Annotated in this window: 14 protein-coding genes; 10 read left to right on the top strand and 4 right to left on the bottom strand. The window is 59.9% G+C overall.

Translation table 11 applies throughout. The features are described from left to right. Positions 1-25 precede the first annotated feature (25 nt). The 4 genes from lepB to QPJ95_RS06025 all read left to right on the top strand — a co-directional run bounded on the left by lepB (position 26) and on the right by QPJ95_RS06025 (position 2,906). The gene (lepB, locus tag QPJ95_RS06040) at positions 26-865 is read left to right on the top strand and encodes a signal peptidase I (protein WP_270917793.1); all 840 of its coding nucleotides are present in this window, start codon (positions 26-28) and stop codon (positions 863-865) included. Further along, entirely contained in the window at positions 862-1,545 is a 684-nt protein-coding gene (gene rnc, locus QPJ95_RS06035) for a ribonuclease III (RefSeq protein ID WP_270917794.1), read from the top strand. The genes lepB and rnc overlap by 4 nt, the downstream gene beginning before the upstream one ends. Beyond that, positions 1,545-2,450, top strand: a complete 906-nt coding sequence (era, locus tag QPJ95_RS06030; RefSeq protein WP_270917795.1) for a GTPase Era — start codon at positions 1,545-1,547, stop codon at positions 2,448-2,450. Before rnc ends, era begins: the two co-directional genes overlap by 1 nt. A gap of 126 nt (positions 2,451-2,576) precedes the next feature. Then, positions 2,577-2,906 carry a DUF1491 family protein gene (locus QPJ95_RS06025; RefSeq protein ID WP_270917796.1) on the top strand — a complete coding sequence of 110 codons (330 nt, stop codon included), beginning with the start codon at positions 2,577-2,579 and terminating at the stop codon, positions 2,904-2,906. On the opposite strand, the gene QPJ95_RS06020 is transcribed toward QPJ95_RS06025, so the two are convergent. After that, complete coding sequence (locus tag QPJ95_RS06020) at positions 2,907-3,212, bottom strand: hypothetical protein (protein ID WP_270917797.1); 306 nt, start codon at positions 3,210-3,212, stop codon at positions 2,907-2,909. 130 nt (positions 3,213-3,342) lie between these two features. On the opposite strand from QPJ95_RS06020, the gene recO reads away from it, so the two are divergent. Continuing rightward, complete coding sequence (gene recO / locus QPJ95_RS06015) at positions 3,343-4,068, top strand: DNA repair protein RecO (protein ID WP_270917798.1); 726 nt, start codon at positions 3,343-3,345, stop codon at positions 4,066-4,068. An 18-nt stretch (positions 4,069-4,086) separates the two neighbouring features. Here the strand turns inward: recO and QPJ95_RS06010 are convergent, their stop codons facing one another. Both QPJ95_RS06010 and QPJ95_RS06005 read right to left on the bottom strand, forming a co-directional pair. Beyond that, positions 4,087-4,767 (bottom strand): SGNH/GDSL hydrolase family protein, encoded by a 681-nt coding sequence (locus QPJ95_RS06010; RefSeq protein ID WP_270917799.1) that lies wholly within the window; start codon positions 4,765-4,767, stop codon positions 4,087-4,089. Between the two features lie 146 nt (positions 4,768-4,913). Continuing rightward, positions 4,914-6,572, bottom strand: a complete 1,659-nt coding sequence (locus tag QPJ95_RS06005) for an acyl-CoA dehydrogenase family protein (protein ID WP_270917827.1) — start codon at positions 6,570-6,572, stop codon at positions 4,914-4,916. 170 nt (positions 6,573-6,742) lie between these two features. On the opposite strand from QPJ95_RS06005, the gene QPJ95_RS06000 reads away from it, so the two are divergent. The 3 genes from QPJ95_RS06000 (at position 6,743) to QPJ95_RS05990 (ending at position 8,982) form a co-directional block, all read left to right on the top strand. Beyond that, a complete protein-coding gene (locus QPJ95_RS06000) occupies positions 6,743-7,510 on the top strand; it encodes a sulfite exporter TauE/SafE family protein (protein ID WP_270917800.1) in 768 nt (255 codons plus the stop codon). Continuing rightward, positions 7,507-8,406, top strand: coding sequence for a cation diffusion facilitator family transporter (locus QPJ95_RS05995; protein WP_270917801.1), 900 nt, complete (start codon positions 7,507-7,509; stop codon positions 8,404-8,406). Before QPJ95_RS06000 ends, QPJ95_RS05995 begins: the two co-directional genes overlap by 4 nt. A 147-nt stretch (positions 8,407-8,553) precedes the next feature. After that, positions 8,554-8,982, top strand: a complete 429-nt coding sequence (locus QPJ95_RS05990; RefSeq protein ID WP_270917802.1) for a GFA family protein — start codon at positions 8,554-8,556, stop codon at positions 8,980-8,982. A gap of 64 nt (positions 8,983-9,046) precedes the next feature. Here the strand turns inward: QPJ95_RS05990 and QPJ95_RS05985 are convergent, their stop codons facing one another. Next, the gene (locus QPJ95_RS05985) at positions 9,047-10,645 is read right to left on the bottom strand and encodes a phosphoenolpyruvate carboxykinase (protein WP_270917803.1); all 1,599 of its coding nucleotides are present in this window, start codon (positions 10,643-10,645) and stop codon (positions 9,047-9,049) included. Positions 10,646-10,982: 337 nt separating this feature from the next. Here QPJ95_RS05985 and QPJ95_RS05980 point away from each other — a divergent pair, with 337 nt between their 5' ends. Both QPJ95_RS05980 and QPJ95_RS05975 read left to right on the top strand, forming a co-directional pair. After that, the gene (locus QPJ95_RS05980) at positions 10,983-11,690 is read left to right on the top strand and encodes a response regulator transcription factor (protein WP_270917804.1); all 708 of its coding nucleotides are present in this window, start codon (positions 10,983-10,985) and stop codon (positions 11,688-11,690) included. Between the two features lie 33 nt (positions 11,691-11,723). After that, positions 11,724-13,433 (top strand): sensor histidine kinase, encoded by a 1,710-nt coding sequence (locus tag QPJ95_RS05975; protein WP_270917805.1) that lies wholly within the window; start codon positions 11,724-11,726, stop codon positions 13,431-13,433. Position 13,434: the final 1 nt, after the last annotated feature.

Raw genomic sequence — 13,434 nt, 5'->3', positions numbered from 1 at the left:
ACCTATTTTAGAACCGGAGTGCCTGATGGCGACCAAAGTCCAAGCCGGAAATTCGATCGTCGAGACGATCAAAACCATTGTTTATGCGCTGTTGATTGCCGGTGTTTTCCGCACCCTGTTTTTTCAACCGTTCTGGATTCCGTCCGGATCGATGAAGGAAACTCTGCTGATCGGCGATTTTCTGTTCGTCAACAAGATGGCCTATGGCTATTCCTATGCCTCCTGCCCCAGTGTGAAACTGGGGCGTATCGGCATCGACATAGACGCCGAAGACATCTGTGGTTTTCTGGACGGAGACAACACCCGACTGTTCGGCGGCACGCCGGAACGCGGCGATGTGGCCGTGTTTCGGCACCCGGTGAACAACACCGACTTTATCAAGCGGTTGATTGGTCTGCCGGGCGATAAGATTCAGGTCAAGAACGGTGTTCTGTTCATCAACGACAAACCGGTGGCTTTGAAAGAGGCAGCTGATTTCGAAGAAGTCATGCAGCGGCAGGGGCCACAGGGGCGGTTCCCGCGCTGCCAGAACGATGCGGCAGTGGGGGACGGCGGGACCTGCAAGAAGACGCGCCAGATCGAGGTCCTGCCCAATGGTGTCGAACATGCAATCCTGAACATCGGCAATCAGTCCACCGACCATACCGGTGTGTATCTGGTGCCGGAGGGGCATTATTTCTTTATGGGGGACAACCGGGACAACTCGACCGATAGCCGGGTGCCGCAATCGGCGGGTGGCGTTGGTTTTGTGCCTTATGAGAACCTGATCGGCCGGGCGGATCGTATTATGTTCTCATCTGCGGGCCGTTCGATGTTGTACTTCTGGACCTGGCGTAGTGATCGTTTCTTCAAGGGGATCAAGTGAAGCTGTCAAAAGAAATGCGGGGCTTTCAGGATCGGATCGGGCATCAGTTTGCCCAGCCCGAACTGTTGGTGCGGGCGCTGACCCATGCCTCGATCTCGTCTGCGACGCGCAGCGACAATCAGCGGCTGGAGTTTCTGGGCGACCGGGTGCTGGGGCTGGTGATGGCGACGGCGCTGCTCGACGATGACAAATCTGCATCCGAGGGCCAGTTGGCGCCACGGTTTAATGCTATGGTGCGCAAAGAGGCCTGTGCGGATGTGGCCCGCGAGATCGACCTGGGCGAAGTGTTGAAGCTGGGGCGGTCGGAAATGATGTCGGGTGGGCGGCGCAAGCTGGCGCTGCTGGGCGATGCCATGGAGGCGGTGATTGCCGCGGTCTATAAGGACGCCGGGTTTGAGGCGGCGCAGGCGATGATCCTGCGGCTTTGGGCCAGCCGGATTAACGCGGTCGAGGATGACGCGCGGGATGCCAAGACCTCGCTGCAAGAACTGGTTCAGGCCAAGGGGGAGACGCCTCCTGCCTATCAGCTGGTGTCGCGCACCGGGCCAGATCATCAGCCGGTGTTTACCATTATGGTACGGCTGAACGACGGGGCCGAGGCGCAAGCCACGGCTGGATCAAAACGACAGGCCGAACAGGCCGCAGCCACTGCGCTGCTAAGTAAACTGGAGCAAAAATAATGAGTACTCGTGCCGGATTTGTGGCTCTGATTGGTGAACCAAACGCAGGCAAGTCGACGCTGCTGAACCGCATGGTCGGGGCCAAGGTTTCGATCGTCACCCATAAGGTGCAGACCACCCGCGCGCGCATTCGTGGCGTGGCGATGGACGGTCAAAACCAGATCGTGTTTGTCGATACGCCGGGCCTGTTTGCACCGCGCCGCCGGTTGGACCGCGCCATGGTTGCGGCCGCCTGGGGCGGCGCTGCGGATGCGGATGTGATCGTGCTGATGGTCGAGGCCCACCGGGGCGTCACCGAGGGGGTGGAGAAGATCCTGGAAGGCCTGGCCGAGATTGGCAAGGGCCGCACTGTGACGCTGGCCATCAACAAGATCGACAAGGTTCCGACCGAAAAACTGTTGGGTCTGGCGCAGAAGCTGAACGAGAGCTACGATTTTTCCGAGACCTTTATGATTTCGGCGGAAAAAGGTCATGGGGTTGAGGATCTGCGCAGCTGGTTGGGGGCTAAGGTGCCCGAAGGTCCGTGGCTGTATCCCGAGGATCAGATTGCCGATCTGCCACTGCGGATGATTGCCGCTGAGATGACCCGAGAAAAGCTGACGCTGCGGCTGCATCAGGAATTGCCCTATCAGATGACGGTCGAGACCGAAGGCTGGGAAGATCGCAAGGACGGCTCGGTCAAGATTGATCAGGTGGTCTATGTGGTGCGTGACGGCCACAAGGGCATTGTGCTGGGCAAGGGGGGCGAGACCATCAAAGCTATTGGTCAGGCCTCCCGGACCGAGCTGACGGAGTTCCTAGACCGCAAGGTTCACCTGTTCCTGCAGGTCAAAGTGCGGCCGAACTGGCAGGACGAGTCCGAGCGTTATTCGCAGATGGGGCTGGACTTTAAGGACGGCAACTAGGGCCTTGATTAACGCGGGCGCATCAAGATCGGTGGCCGCCGGGGCGAGTGGTGGTTCTTTTTGCTATCGATCACGCCCGGCGGCATCGCCGGGCCGAGTCCGGCCCTGTGTTGCGGGATCTGCACCATGACCCGTCTGACAGCCGAATTCTGGGTGCAGGCCTATCTGACGCGGCTCAGGCTGCAGGGAATTCCGGGTTTTGTGGTGGCCCATGGCGATGACACGGCCGGCACGGTCCTGGTCAAGCTGAACACGTTGGACGGTCAGGCGATTGCGTTTCAGCGCTCCTATGATTTGATGAGCAATGAACGCCGATGGATCGAACTGGTCAGCGGCGATGAGCGCGAGGTGGATGTCTCGGTGCGCAAGCAACAGGATTTCGACCCCGATCTATGGGTGATCGAGGTCGAGGATCGCCAAGGCCGTCATCTGTTGGATGAACCGGGGCTGGCGTAGCTACCAGCCGCTGCTTTTGAACGCGATGTCATGTGCCGTGGCTGATGGTGCGCCACTGGCAAACCCCCGAATGTGTCCGGCGAAGGTTTTGAAATACTCTTGCGCCTGAAGGTGGGCCAGGGTTTCACCCTTGTCCCAGCGGCCCCAGTGAACCCGGGTTTGCTTGTCGTCGGCGATCGCCACCTGATAGATGAACTTGCCCGCAATCACCGGATCATTGTTGATGGCGGTGATGAAATCGGAGACGGCGCTTTGCCAAGGGGCCTCGGCGCCGCTGTATTTGTAAGTGATGGTGATGCCGCGCATTGTGGGAGTCCTTTGATTAACGGATGTGTTAATTAGAGGTAGGCAATGGGCTGGAGCAATCAAGGGCCAGCTTGCGGATTGGCGGCGGTTGCGGTCTGGTGCTTGCCACAGACCCAAGGGAGGACAGCCATTGGAGTGGCTTGATCACGGCATCTTGCTCAGCCTGCGCCGCCATGGCGAAAGCTCGGCGATTATTGATGTCTTTACCAAGGAACACGGTCGTCACGCGGGCGTGGTGCGGGGGGGGACCAGCCGCAGGCAGGCACCGGTGTTGCAACCCGGCGCGCAGCTGGACCTGATCTGGCGGGCCCGGCTGGAGGATCATCTGGGGCATTATCAGGCCGAGCTTTTGCGCAGTCGGGCAGCGGCGGCGCTGTCGGGGCGGTTGGCGCTGGCCGGGCTGAATGCAGTGACGGGTTTGCTGTCCTTTTGCCTGCCGGAGCGCGCCCCACATGCCAGTCTCTATGCCAAATCCGAACAGTTGCTGGACCTGCTGGAGCATGAAGAACTGTGGCCGCTGGCCTATCTGCACTGGGAGATGACACTGCTGGAGGAGATGGGGTTTGGTCTGGACCTTTCCGCCTGCGCGGTGACCGGGGCGAGTCGAGGGCTGATTTATGTCTCACCAAAATCCGGTCGGGCGGTGTCGGCTGAGGGGGCCGGTGACTGGGCCAGCCGGTTGCTGCCACTGCCACCGGTGCTGCTGGGGGAGGGCGAGGCCGACGACGCCGAGATCGAACAGGGGCTGCGCACCACCGGGTTTTTTCTTGAAGCCCGGCTGGCCCCGTCGCTGGGCCGTCACCCATTGCCCGAGGCGCGGGGGCGTTTTGTCGATGCCTTTACCCGGCGGCGGTAACGATCATTTGGGGCCACGTCACTGGCTCTGAATGATCTGTGCGATTCTGGTGCCAATGGCGCTGCTGGCCTTGACCGAGGGGTGGATCATGTCCACCGCGTGATATGAGCGATCGCCATGCGGAACCAGATCGCGCAGCGACAGAAAGTAGATATCGTTGTCGAGGTCGGCCAGCCGGGCAACCCGCTGCTCTAGAATGTCGCCCTCGCTGCGGCAGTGCTCAATCGCCGAGCCGACACCGGGGCTGCGCAGGTATCCGACATAGATGATCCGTGCTCCGGTTTGGCGAAGCTGCGACAGCATGCCGGGAATGGCGCCCTTGCGACCGTCGTCCGAGACCAGTTTGTCCAGTTTGCGATCACAGGCGAAACAACCACAGCCCAGCAACAGATCGTTGCCGCCTCCGTTGACAATGATCCAGTCCCAGTCGCCGGGCCTATACTGTTTGCGGATGTTCAGACCGGCGCTGCCTGAAATCGGCAGGTTATAGATCACCCGCGCGGCAGACACAGAGCGATCCTCCACCGGTTCCCCCAGGGTATCGGCCACCATATCGGGGATCGACTGGCCGCTGTTGCTGTTCCAGGCCATCAGCGAATCGCCCATCGCCAGAATACGGCTGGGCTGATCCTTGGGGATGGCCCCGGAACAGCCAGTTATGAGGGCCGTCACGGCAAGCAGGTGGGCAAGAAATCGCATGAGCTCTTATAGCGAGAATACCGGGCCAAGATACCACATCAGGCGGAAACAGTCTCTTTCCAGGCAGGGCCTATCCGGCGGGCAAAGAAACGCCCGGCACAGTGGCCGGGCAGGTATGGGGAAGCCCCGGGGAAGTGAAACGACGGTCAGGCCAGCAGGCGGCGGGCGATAACCTGCGCCTGAATTTCGGCGGCGCCTTCAAAGATGTTGAGAATGCGGGCATCACAGAGCACACGGCTGATTTTATACTCCATGGCAAAGCCGTTGCCGCCGTGGATCTGCAACCCGTTGTCCGCCGCCGCCCAGGCGACGCGGGCGCCCAGCAGTTTGGCCATGCCAGCCTCCAGATCGCAGCGATGGCCGTTGTCCTTTTCCCAGGCCGAGAAATAGGTCAGCTGGCGCGCGATCATGATTTCCACCGCCATCATCGCCAGTTTGCCCGACACCCGGGGGAATTCGATCAGTGATTTACCAAATTGCTTGCGGTCCTGAGCGTATTGGGTGGCAAGATCCAGCGCCGATTGCGCCACGCCAATGGCACGGGCGGCGGTCTGGATGCGGGCGGACTCAAAGGTCTCCATCAATTGCTTGAAGCCCTTGCCCTCAGCCCCGCCCAGCAGGTTTTCACCTTTGACCTGAAAGCCGTCGAAGGCCAGTTCGTATTCCTTCATGCCGCGATAGCCCAGCACCTCAATCTCGCCGCCACTCATGCCCTCGGTGGGGAAAGGGGCGTCGACAGTGCCGGGGGTCTTTTCCGCCAGGAACATCGACAGCCCACGATGGTCGGTCGAGTCGGGGTCGGTGCGGGCCAGCAGGGTCATCACATGGGTGCGGGCCGCATGGGTGATCCAGGTCTTGTTGCCGGTGATCTGGTAGTCGCCACTGGCGTCCTTGACGGCGCGGGTGCGCAAGGCGCCAAGGTCAGAGCCGGTGTTGGGTTCTGTGAAAACGGCGGTCGGCAGGATCTCGGCGCTGGCGATCTTGGGCAGCCAGTTTGCTTTCTGCGCGTCAGTGCCACCGCAGATGATCAGCTCGGCCGCGATTTCCGAGCGGGTGCCCAGCGAGCCAACCCCGATATAGCCGCGCGACAGCTCCTCGGAGACCACCACCATCGAGGCCTTGGATAGGCCAAAGCCGCCGAATTCCTCGGGGATGGTGAGGCCAAAGACCCCCATTTCGGCCAGCGCGTCGATGATCTCCATCGGGATCAGCTCGTCCTTAAGGTGCCAGTCATGGGCATGCGGTTCGACCCGCTCGACCGAGAACCGGCGGAACTGTTCGCGGATCATCTCCAGCTCGTCGTCCAGCCCGGTGGCGCCGGTGGTCAGATTGGCGGATTGCTGCTGCATCAGCTCGACCAGACGGCTGCGGGCGGCCTGGGTGTTGCTGGTCTGGGTCAGAGTTATCACCGCAGGCTGCATCAGCGCGCTCAGGTGGTCGGGGCCAAGCCCCATGTCCTGCAGGCGGACAACCTCGCCCTGGTTCATCTGAATGCCGCCGTGGATCTGGTTGAGGTATTCCCCAAAGCCGATCTGCAGGATCAGCTGCTCCACCTCGCCGAATTTTCCATCATCCTGCAGGCGTTCGGCCCATTTCTGCATCTGCACAAGGCTTTGCTGATAGGTGGCCAGCCAGGCCAGCCCATGCGCCGCGGTTTGGTTCTGTTCGATCAACCGCCCCGAGACACGACCGTTTTCACTGACCAGTGCAGCCACAGCCGTGCGGGCGGCCTGGAACACTGTATCCACCGGCGGCAGTGCAGCATTGGTCAGCGCCAGAAGATCACTAAGAAGGGTCGGGGTCATATGCAGGTCCAGTTCATCTTGGCGATGGGTCACATCTATACAGTCCTGACAGGTGGTAGTCACTTTGCAGCCGCAGCGCAACATAAAGACGCTGCATCGCGGCATTTTGGACAATTGTTGCGCGGGTATTTTTCGCGTGCAGCTATTTCTGGATATGGTACTGGAAATTCATGGATAGCTTATTTTTGATATTGTCGCCTGCGCAACTGGCTGCTGCCGTTGGCGTTGCCCTGTTCGCCGGTGTGATCAAAGGGTTGGTTGGCTTTGGCATGCCGATGATCCTTATTTCCGGCCTGAGTGTGTTTCTCAGCCCGGAACTGGCGCTGGCCGGTCTGATCCTGGCGACGGTGGCCAGCAACGGCATACAGGCGCTGCGACAGGGCTGGGCTGCGGCCTGGCAATCGGTGCGCCGGTTCCGGGTGTTCCTGCTGGTTGGGCTGGTGTTTCTGCTGTCCAGTGCGCAGCTGGTGCGGGTGCTGCCAACCCAGGTGCTGTTGCTGGTGCTGGGTGTCCCGATTACCATCTTTGCCTTCCTGCAATTGTTTGGCCTGCGCTTTCACCTGCAGAAACCCTCGGCCCGGATCGAGGCGGCGGTGGGGGCCTTTGCTGGCTTTACAGGCGGTTTGTCCGGCGTCTGGGGGCCTCCGACGGTGGCCTATCTGACCGCATTGGATACCCCCAAAGGCGAACACATCCGGGTGCAGGGGGTGATCTATGGCTTGGGGGCTGTGGCGCTGCTGGTGGCCCATACCGGGTCAGGGGTGCTGCGGGCTGAAACCCTGCCCTTGTCGCTGGCGCTGCTGCCGCCGGCCATGCTGGGCATGTGGGTCGGGGTGCGCTGGCACGATAGTATTGATCAGGCCACATTCCGCAAGGCGACACTGGTGGTGCTGGCGGTGGCCGGGCTGAACCTGGTGCGACGCGGCGTGTTCGGATGAGGTTAGAGGCGCTGTCTGCTGAGCGCTTAGCGTTAGGCTCTATCGCGGTGTCATTGCTGGTGCTGGGGCTGAAATATCTGGCCTGGTGGATGACCGGATCGGTGGCGCTGTATTCTGACGCGCTGGAATCGCTGGTCAATGTCGGAGGGGCGGTTCTGGCCTTGCTTGCGGTGCGCTATGCGCAACGCCCGGCGGATCGCGGCCACCCCTATGGCCATCACAAGGCCGAGTATTTTTCGGCCGTGGCCGAAGGCACCATGATCGTGCTGGCGGCGCTGATGATCGTACATCAGGCACTGGCGGCACTCGCCACTCCGGATCTCAGCGGACTTGGCCCGGTGGGCATGGTGGTGAATGGGCTGGCGATGGTGATCAACCTTGGCTGGGCGCGGATCCTGATCACCTGGGCCCGCAAATATCACTCGCCGGCCATGGCCGCCGGTGGCCGCCATTTGATGAGCGATGTCTGGACCTCGGTTGGAGTGCTGGCGGGGCTGCTGCTGGCGCTGTTGACCGGCTGGGCGATATTGGATCCGCTGCTGGCCATCATCGTGGCGCTGAATATCCTGCGTGAGGGCGTCATGGTGATCCGCTCCTCGATCGGTGGGCTGATGGATTCGGCGGCTGACCCGGTTGAACAGGCCCAGATCGAAAAGATCATTGACTCGGCGGCCATTGGCGCGCTGCAGGTGCATGACATCCGCACCCGCCGCGCGGGGCAGGCGCTGTTCGTCGAGTTTCACATGGTGGTGTCCGGCGCGATGACAGTGGCGGCCTCGCATGAGATCTGTGACCGGGTCGAGACGGCGCTGCAGGCGCAGATTCCGGGGGTCAACACCACCATCCATGTGGAGCCAGACAGCAAGCTGGAGCCGGTAGGCTTGAACCCGGCCTAGGCCACTCTACGTCTGGAGCAGTGTAGGGTGTGTGCTGGCACGCACCACGCGGGTCTCGAAAACATGTTGCACTTTTGCTTATGCGTTTTGGCCGCCAGCCCCAGATACCGGGGGAGGGGCGTCGAGACAGAGATAAAGAGGTGACAGATGACTGAAGTTCACAAAGGCCAGTGTTTTTGCGGCGCCGTGGCAATCGAAGTGAGCGGCACCCCCGAGGCTATGGGCTATTGCCACTGCGCCTCCTGCCGGTCGTGGTCAGCAGGGCCAGTCAATGCTTTTACCCTGTGGAAACCGGACGCGGTGACCGTGACCAAAGGGGCCAAGCATTTGACGACTTTTGAGAAAACGGAAAGCAGTCAGCGCCAGTTTTGTGCTCTTTGTGGCGGCCATGTGATGACCGGCCACCAGGGGTTCGGTCTGGTCGATGTCTACGCCGCCTCGATCCCAACTCTGACCTTCGCGCCAGCCTTGCATGTGAACTATGCCGAGACGGTGTTGCCAATCAAAGACGGGCTGCCAAAACTGTGCGATTTTCCCGCCGAACTGGGCGGCAGCGGCGATACCATGGATGAATAGGCCGGGAGGCTGACATGCAAAAGGCCCCGAAAATACGGGGCCTTTTTTGTGTGTGTGATCTGGCTTAGCTGATCGCTGCGGATTTTACGTCGTCATCAATGAAAGGCAGATACTGCTCAAAATTCTTCGAGAACATCTGCACCAGCTTGGCCGCCTGGCTGTCATAGGCGGCCTGATCGTCCCAGGTGCGGCGCGGATCCAGCAGCACCTCGGCAACGCCGGCAACAGAGACCGGAACGTCAAAGCCAAAGTTACTGTCCTTGCGGAACTCGGTCTCGGCCAGAGATCCGTCCAGCGCCGCAGTCAGCAGCGCCCGGGTGGCACGGATCGGCATCCGCGAGCCGATGCCATAGGCGCCGCCGGTCCAGCCGGTGTTGACCAGCCAGCAGGTGGCGCCATGTTCGGCGATCTTTTTGCGCAGCAGATTGCCATAGACCTCGGGACGGCGCGGCATGAAGGGGGCGCCAAAACAGGTGGAGAAGGTCGGCTCGGGTTCGGTCACACCACGTTCGGTTCCGGCCACTTTCGAGGTAAAGCCGGACAGGAAGTGATACATCGCCTGCGCCGGGGTCAGCCGGGCAATCGGCGGCAGCACACCAAAGGCATCACAGGTCAGCATGATGATATTTTTGGGGTGGCCGCCCATCGCGGTTTTTGAGGCATTGGCGATATAGTCGAGCGGGTAGGCGCAGCGCATATTGGCGGTCAGGCTGTCATCCTTGAAGTCCAGCTCTTTGGTGTCCGCATCGAACACCATGTTTTCGATCACGGTGGCGAATTTTGAGGTGGTGGCAAAAATTTCCGGCTCGGCCTCGGCGTTCAGGTTGATGGTCTTGGCATAGCAGCCGCCCTCAAAGTTGAAGGTGCCGTTGTCGGACCAGCCGTGCTCGTCATCGCCGATCAGGGTGCGCGACGGGTCTGCCGACAGGGTGGTTTTACCAGTGCCGGACAGGCCAAAGAAAATCGCCGAGTCAACCGGGTTGCCGGTGGCATGGTTGGCCGAGCAATGCATCGGCATGATGCCTTTTTCCGGCAGCAGGTAGTTCAGCAGGCTGAACACCGATTTTTTATTCTCGCCGGCATATTCGGTGCCGCCGATCAGGATCAGCTTGCGCTCAAAGTTCATCGCGATGACGGTTTCGGAGCGGCAGTTGTGGCGCTTTGGGTCAGCCTGAAAGCTGGGGCAGTTGATCACGGTGTAATCGGCCAGAAAGTCGTCCAGGTCTTCGCGGTCCGGGCGGCGCAGCATGTGGCGGATGAACAGGTTATGCCAGGCCAGCTCGGTGACCATGCGGACGTTGATTGACTGCGCAGGATCGGCCCCACCGATCAGGTCCTGAACAAAATACTCTTTGCCCTTCATGTGCTCCAGCATGTCGGTATAGAGAGCCTCAAATCCTTCGGGGCTCATCTCGGTGTTGTTTTCCCACCAGATGGTGTCGACAACATTGGCGGTTTTCACCACATGTTTGTCCTTGGGGGAGCGACCGGTGAACTTGCCGGTGGAGACCAGCAGGGCGCCGCCGTTGCCCAAAGTTCCCTCATCACGCTTCAGCGCCGCCTCAATCAGTGCCGGTTCCATATAGTTGTAATAGACATGTCCCAGACCCTCGATGCCCTGATCCTCGAGTCGGAATTGCGGGTTAACCCGTCCTAATGTCATCAGTTTTTCTCCTATGGCGGCGGGACATCATATTAGCTGTGATCTCGCCGTGGGGCTATGGAAACGATCAAGCGACCGATAAAAAAGGTCATAACATGGTGGTTTAGGGTGTGAACAGGAGGCTTCCGCCACGTTAGCGCAACCATCGCAAACTTTAGCGCAACCATTTTTTTAACGCTCAAAACTATGGCACTTGTTTAGGTAATACTAAGGTATTTTTGCCTCTATAAGGACGCAACATTGCCTTGATCCGTGAATGGGGATTGATTCGAACCGGCAGAACAGCGATGAATACCGTAAAAAACAGGCAGTTTAGAGCAGATTAGGGGCGCATCAGATGTCAAAGATTGCATTGGTTGACGATGACAGGAATATCCTGACGTCAGTCTCGATGACACTCGAAGCCGAGGGTTTTGAGGTCGAAACATATAACGATGGTCAGGCAGCGTTGGACGCCTTCAACAAGAAGCTGCCGGATATGGCTGTGCTGGACATCAAGATGCCACGCATGGACGGCATGGATCTGTTGCAACGGTTGCGGCAGAAATCGCAGATGCCGGTGATCTTTCTCACCTCCAAGGATGACGAGATCGACGAGGTTCTGGGCCTGCGCATGGGGGCGGATGACTACGTCAAGAAACCGTTCTCGCAGCGCCTTTTGGTGGAACGCATTCGCGCCTTGCTGCGTCGCCAGGACGCGCTCAATGCGGATGCCAATGGCTCCGTACCCGAGACGGAAACCAAAGTCATGGAGCGCGGCTTGCTTCGCATGGACCCGCTGCGCCATTCGGTGAGCTGGAAAGACAAGGATGTCTCGCTGACGGTGACAGAATTCCTGCTGTTGCAGGCGCTGGCGCAACGTCCCGGGTTTGTCAAAAGCCGGGACCAGTTGATGGATGTGGCCTATGATGACCAAGTCTATGTGGATGACCGTACCATCGACAGCCATATCAAGCGGTTGCGAAAGAAGATGCGCAGTGCCGATCCGGACTTTTCTGCGATTGAGACCCTGTATGGCATCGGCTACCGGTATAACGAAGATTAAGCGACCCTGCTGGGTCCTGGTGGAAGGGCGCCAATGCGCGACACGGGAATGACAGACAGCCAGCACGACGGTGACGTTGTTCTGGGCGACGATTGGGTCGCCCCAGAGCACACTGTTGCGCACGAAATGCTGGCCAAGCGGGCACGCCGCAGGCTGTTCTCTTTCCGGAGATCGCCGCTGACACGCAAAATCATCACCTTCAACCTGATTGCGTTGATCATTCTGGTGGCGGGTGTCCTATATCTGAATGCCTCGCGTCAGAGCCTGGTGTTGCAGCGGGCCGGTGCCGTTGTCGGCGAGGCGCGATTGATTGCGGATGTGTTCGAAGCGCAATTGCCGAATCAAGGGGGGGTGAGTGTTGCCACCGGTGATGGTATTGATGTCGGCGCCACCCTCGACGGGTTGAGCCTGCGGACCGGCGTTGAGGTTTTTGTTTTTGATGCCTCCGAAACCCTGATTGCCCGAACGGTGGGTGCCTCCGAGAACGAAGCGGTGGATCTGCTGAACGAAGGGCAATCCGGTCGGACGCCGATCAGTGATGGGCTCTCAGCAATATGGGCTGCGGCCGAGTGGATACTGCCCTCTGACCCGGCGCCAGAGCATGAGACGCTTGAAGATCAATTGCGTCTGATGGTGCCGCATGTGTTGAGCAGTGGCACCAAGATCGAACCGGTGGTTGATACCGCTGGCGGCACTGTTTTTTCCGCCGTGACCCCCATTATACTCAATGGGCAACCCATTGCTGTGGTCGCCGTGGCCTCGCCAACGGGTGAAATTGATGCGCTGGTTCGGGCCGAACGCGAGCGGGTTTTGCAGATGTTTGTCATTGCGCTGCTGGTCTCTGTCGGATTGTCGCTGGTGCTGGCCTCGACCATTGCCAACCCATTGGCCGATCTTGCCGAAGCCGCCGAGCTGGGTCGGGATCGCGATAACCGCAAGGTGCAGCCGGGCCGCATCCGGATTCCGGATCTGTCGGCCCGCCCGGACGAAATCGGCCGCCTGAGCAGGGCGCTGCGCGGCATGGTCAAGGCGCTGTACAGCCGCATCGACAGCAACGAACAATTTGCTGCGGACGTGGCGCATGAAATTAAGAACCCGCTGGCGAGCCTGCAATCGGCGGTTGGGACACTGCGCATCGTCAAGCGTGAGGATCAACGTGAAACCCTATTGTCGGTGATAGAACATGATGTGCGGCGGCTGGACCGGCTGGTCAGCGACATCTCCAACGCCTCGCGGCTGGATGCGGAATTGGTCAAAGAAGAAGAAGAAGAATTCGATCTGCTGGAGATGATCGGCAACCTGAATCAGTATCTGGGCGAAGATGCCCGTGCCAAGGGGATCGACTATATCACCGATCTGAACGAAGGTCCGATCATGATAACCGGGCTAGAGGCGCGACTGGCGCAGGTCTTTGTCAACCTGATCACCAATGCGATTTCCTTCTGTGATGAGGGCGACGCCATCCGCGTCTGGGCCCGCCGTCGCGCCAACCGGGTGCTGGTGGTGGTCGAAGATACCGGCCCCGGCATTCCCGAACAGGCGCTGAGCAAGATTTTCAAGCGGTTCTATTCACAGCGCCCGGATGAACATTTTGGCAATAACTCCGGTCTTGGGCTGGCGATCTCAAAGCAGATTGTCGAGGCGCATGGCGGTGTGGTCTGGGCCGAGAATATTCGACCGACCGAAGTGGATATGACCTCGGAACCCCTGGGCGCGCGGTTCGTCGTCGGCCTGCCGGTCTAGC

It is taken from the genome of Parasedimentitalea psychrophila (genome assembly GCF_030285785.1).
Lineage (GTDB): Bacteria > Pseudomonadota > Alphaproteobacteria > Rhodobacterales > Rhodobacteraceae > Parasedimentitalea > Parasedimentitalea psychrophila.
This window is presented reverse-complemented; position numbering and strand designations above follow the sequence as displayed.

What these genes read in the sequence shown, in the direction of transcription:
- lepB (WP_270917793.1), top strand. Translation starts at nt 26, where the DNA reads ATGGCGACCAAAGTCCAAGCCGGAAATTCGATCGTCGAGACGATCAAA.
- era (WP_270917795.1), top strand. Translation starts at nt 1,545, where the DNA reads ATGAGTACTCGTGCCGGATTTGTGGCTCTGATTGGTGAACCAAACGCA.
- QPJ95_RS06025 (WP_270917796.1), top strand. Translation starts at nt 2,577, where the DNA reads ATGACCCGTCTGACAGCCGAATTCTGGGTGCAGGCCTATCTGACGCGG.
- QPJ95_RS06020 (WP_270917797.1), bottom strand. Translation starts at nt 3,212, where the DNA reads ATGCGCGGCATCACCATCACTTACAAATACAGCGGCGCCGAGGCCCCT.
- QPJ95_RS06010 (WP_270917799.1), bottom strand. Translation starts at nt 4,767, where the DNA reads ATGCGATTTCTTGCCCACCTGCTTGCCGTGACGGCCCTCATAACTGGC.
- QPJ95_RS06005 (WP_270917827.1), bottom strand. Translation starts at nt 6,572, where the DNA reads ATGACCCCGACCCTTCTTAGTGATCTTCTGGCGCTGACCAATGCTGCA.
- QPJ95_RS06000 (WP_270917800.1), top strand. Translation starts at nt 6,743, where the DNA reads ATGGATAGCTTATTTTTGATATTGTCGCCTGCGCAACTGGCTGCTGCC.
- QPJ95_RS05995 (WP_270917801.1), top strand. Translation starts at nt 7,507, where the DNA reads ATGAGGTTAGAGGCGCTGTCTGCTGAGCGCTTAGCGTTAGGCTCTATC.
- QPJ95_RS05990 (WP_270917802.1), top strand. Translation starts at nt 8,554, where the DNA reads ATGACTGAAGTTCACAAAGGCCAGTGTTTTTGCGGCGCCGTGGCAATC.
- QPJ95_RS05985 (WP_270917803.1), bottom strand. Translation starts at nt 10,645, where the DNA reads ATGACATTAGGACGGGTTAACCCGCAATTCCGACTCGAGGATCAGGGC.
- QPJ95_RS05980 (WP_270917804.1), top strand. Translation starts at nt 10,983, where the DNA reads ATGTCAAAGATTGCATTGGTTGACGATGACAGGAATATCCTGACGTCA.
- QPJ95_RS05975 (WP_270917805.1), top strand. Translation starts at nt 11,724, where the DNA reads ATGCGCGACACGGGAATGACAGACAGCCAGCACGACGGTGACGTTGTT.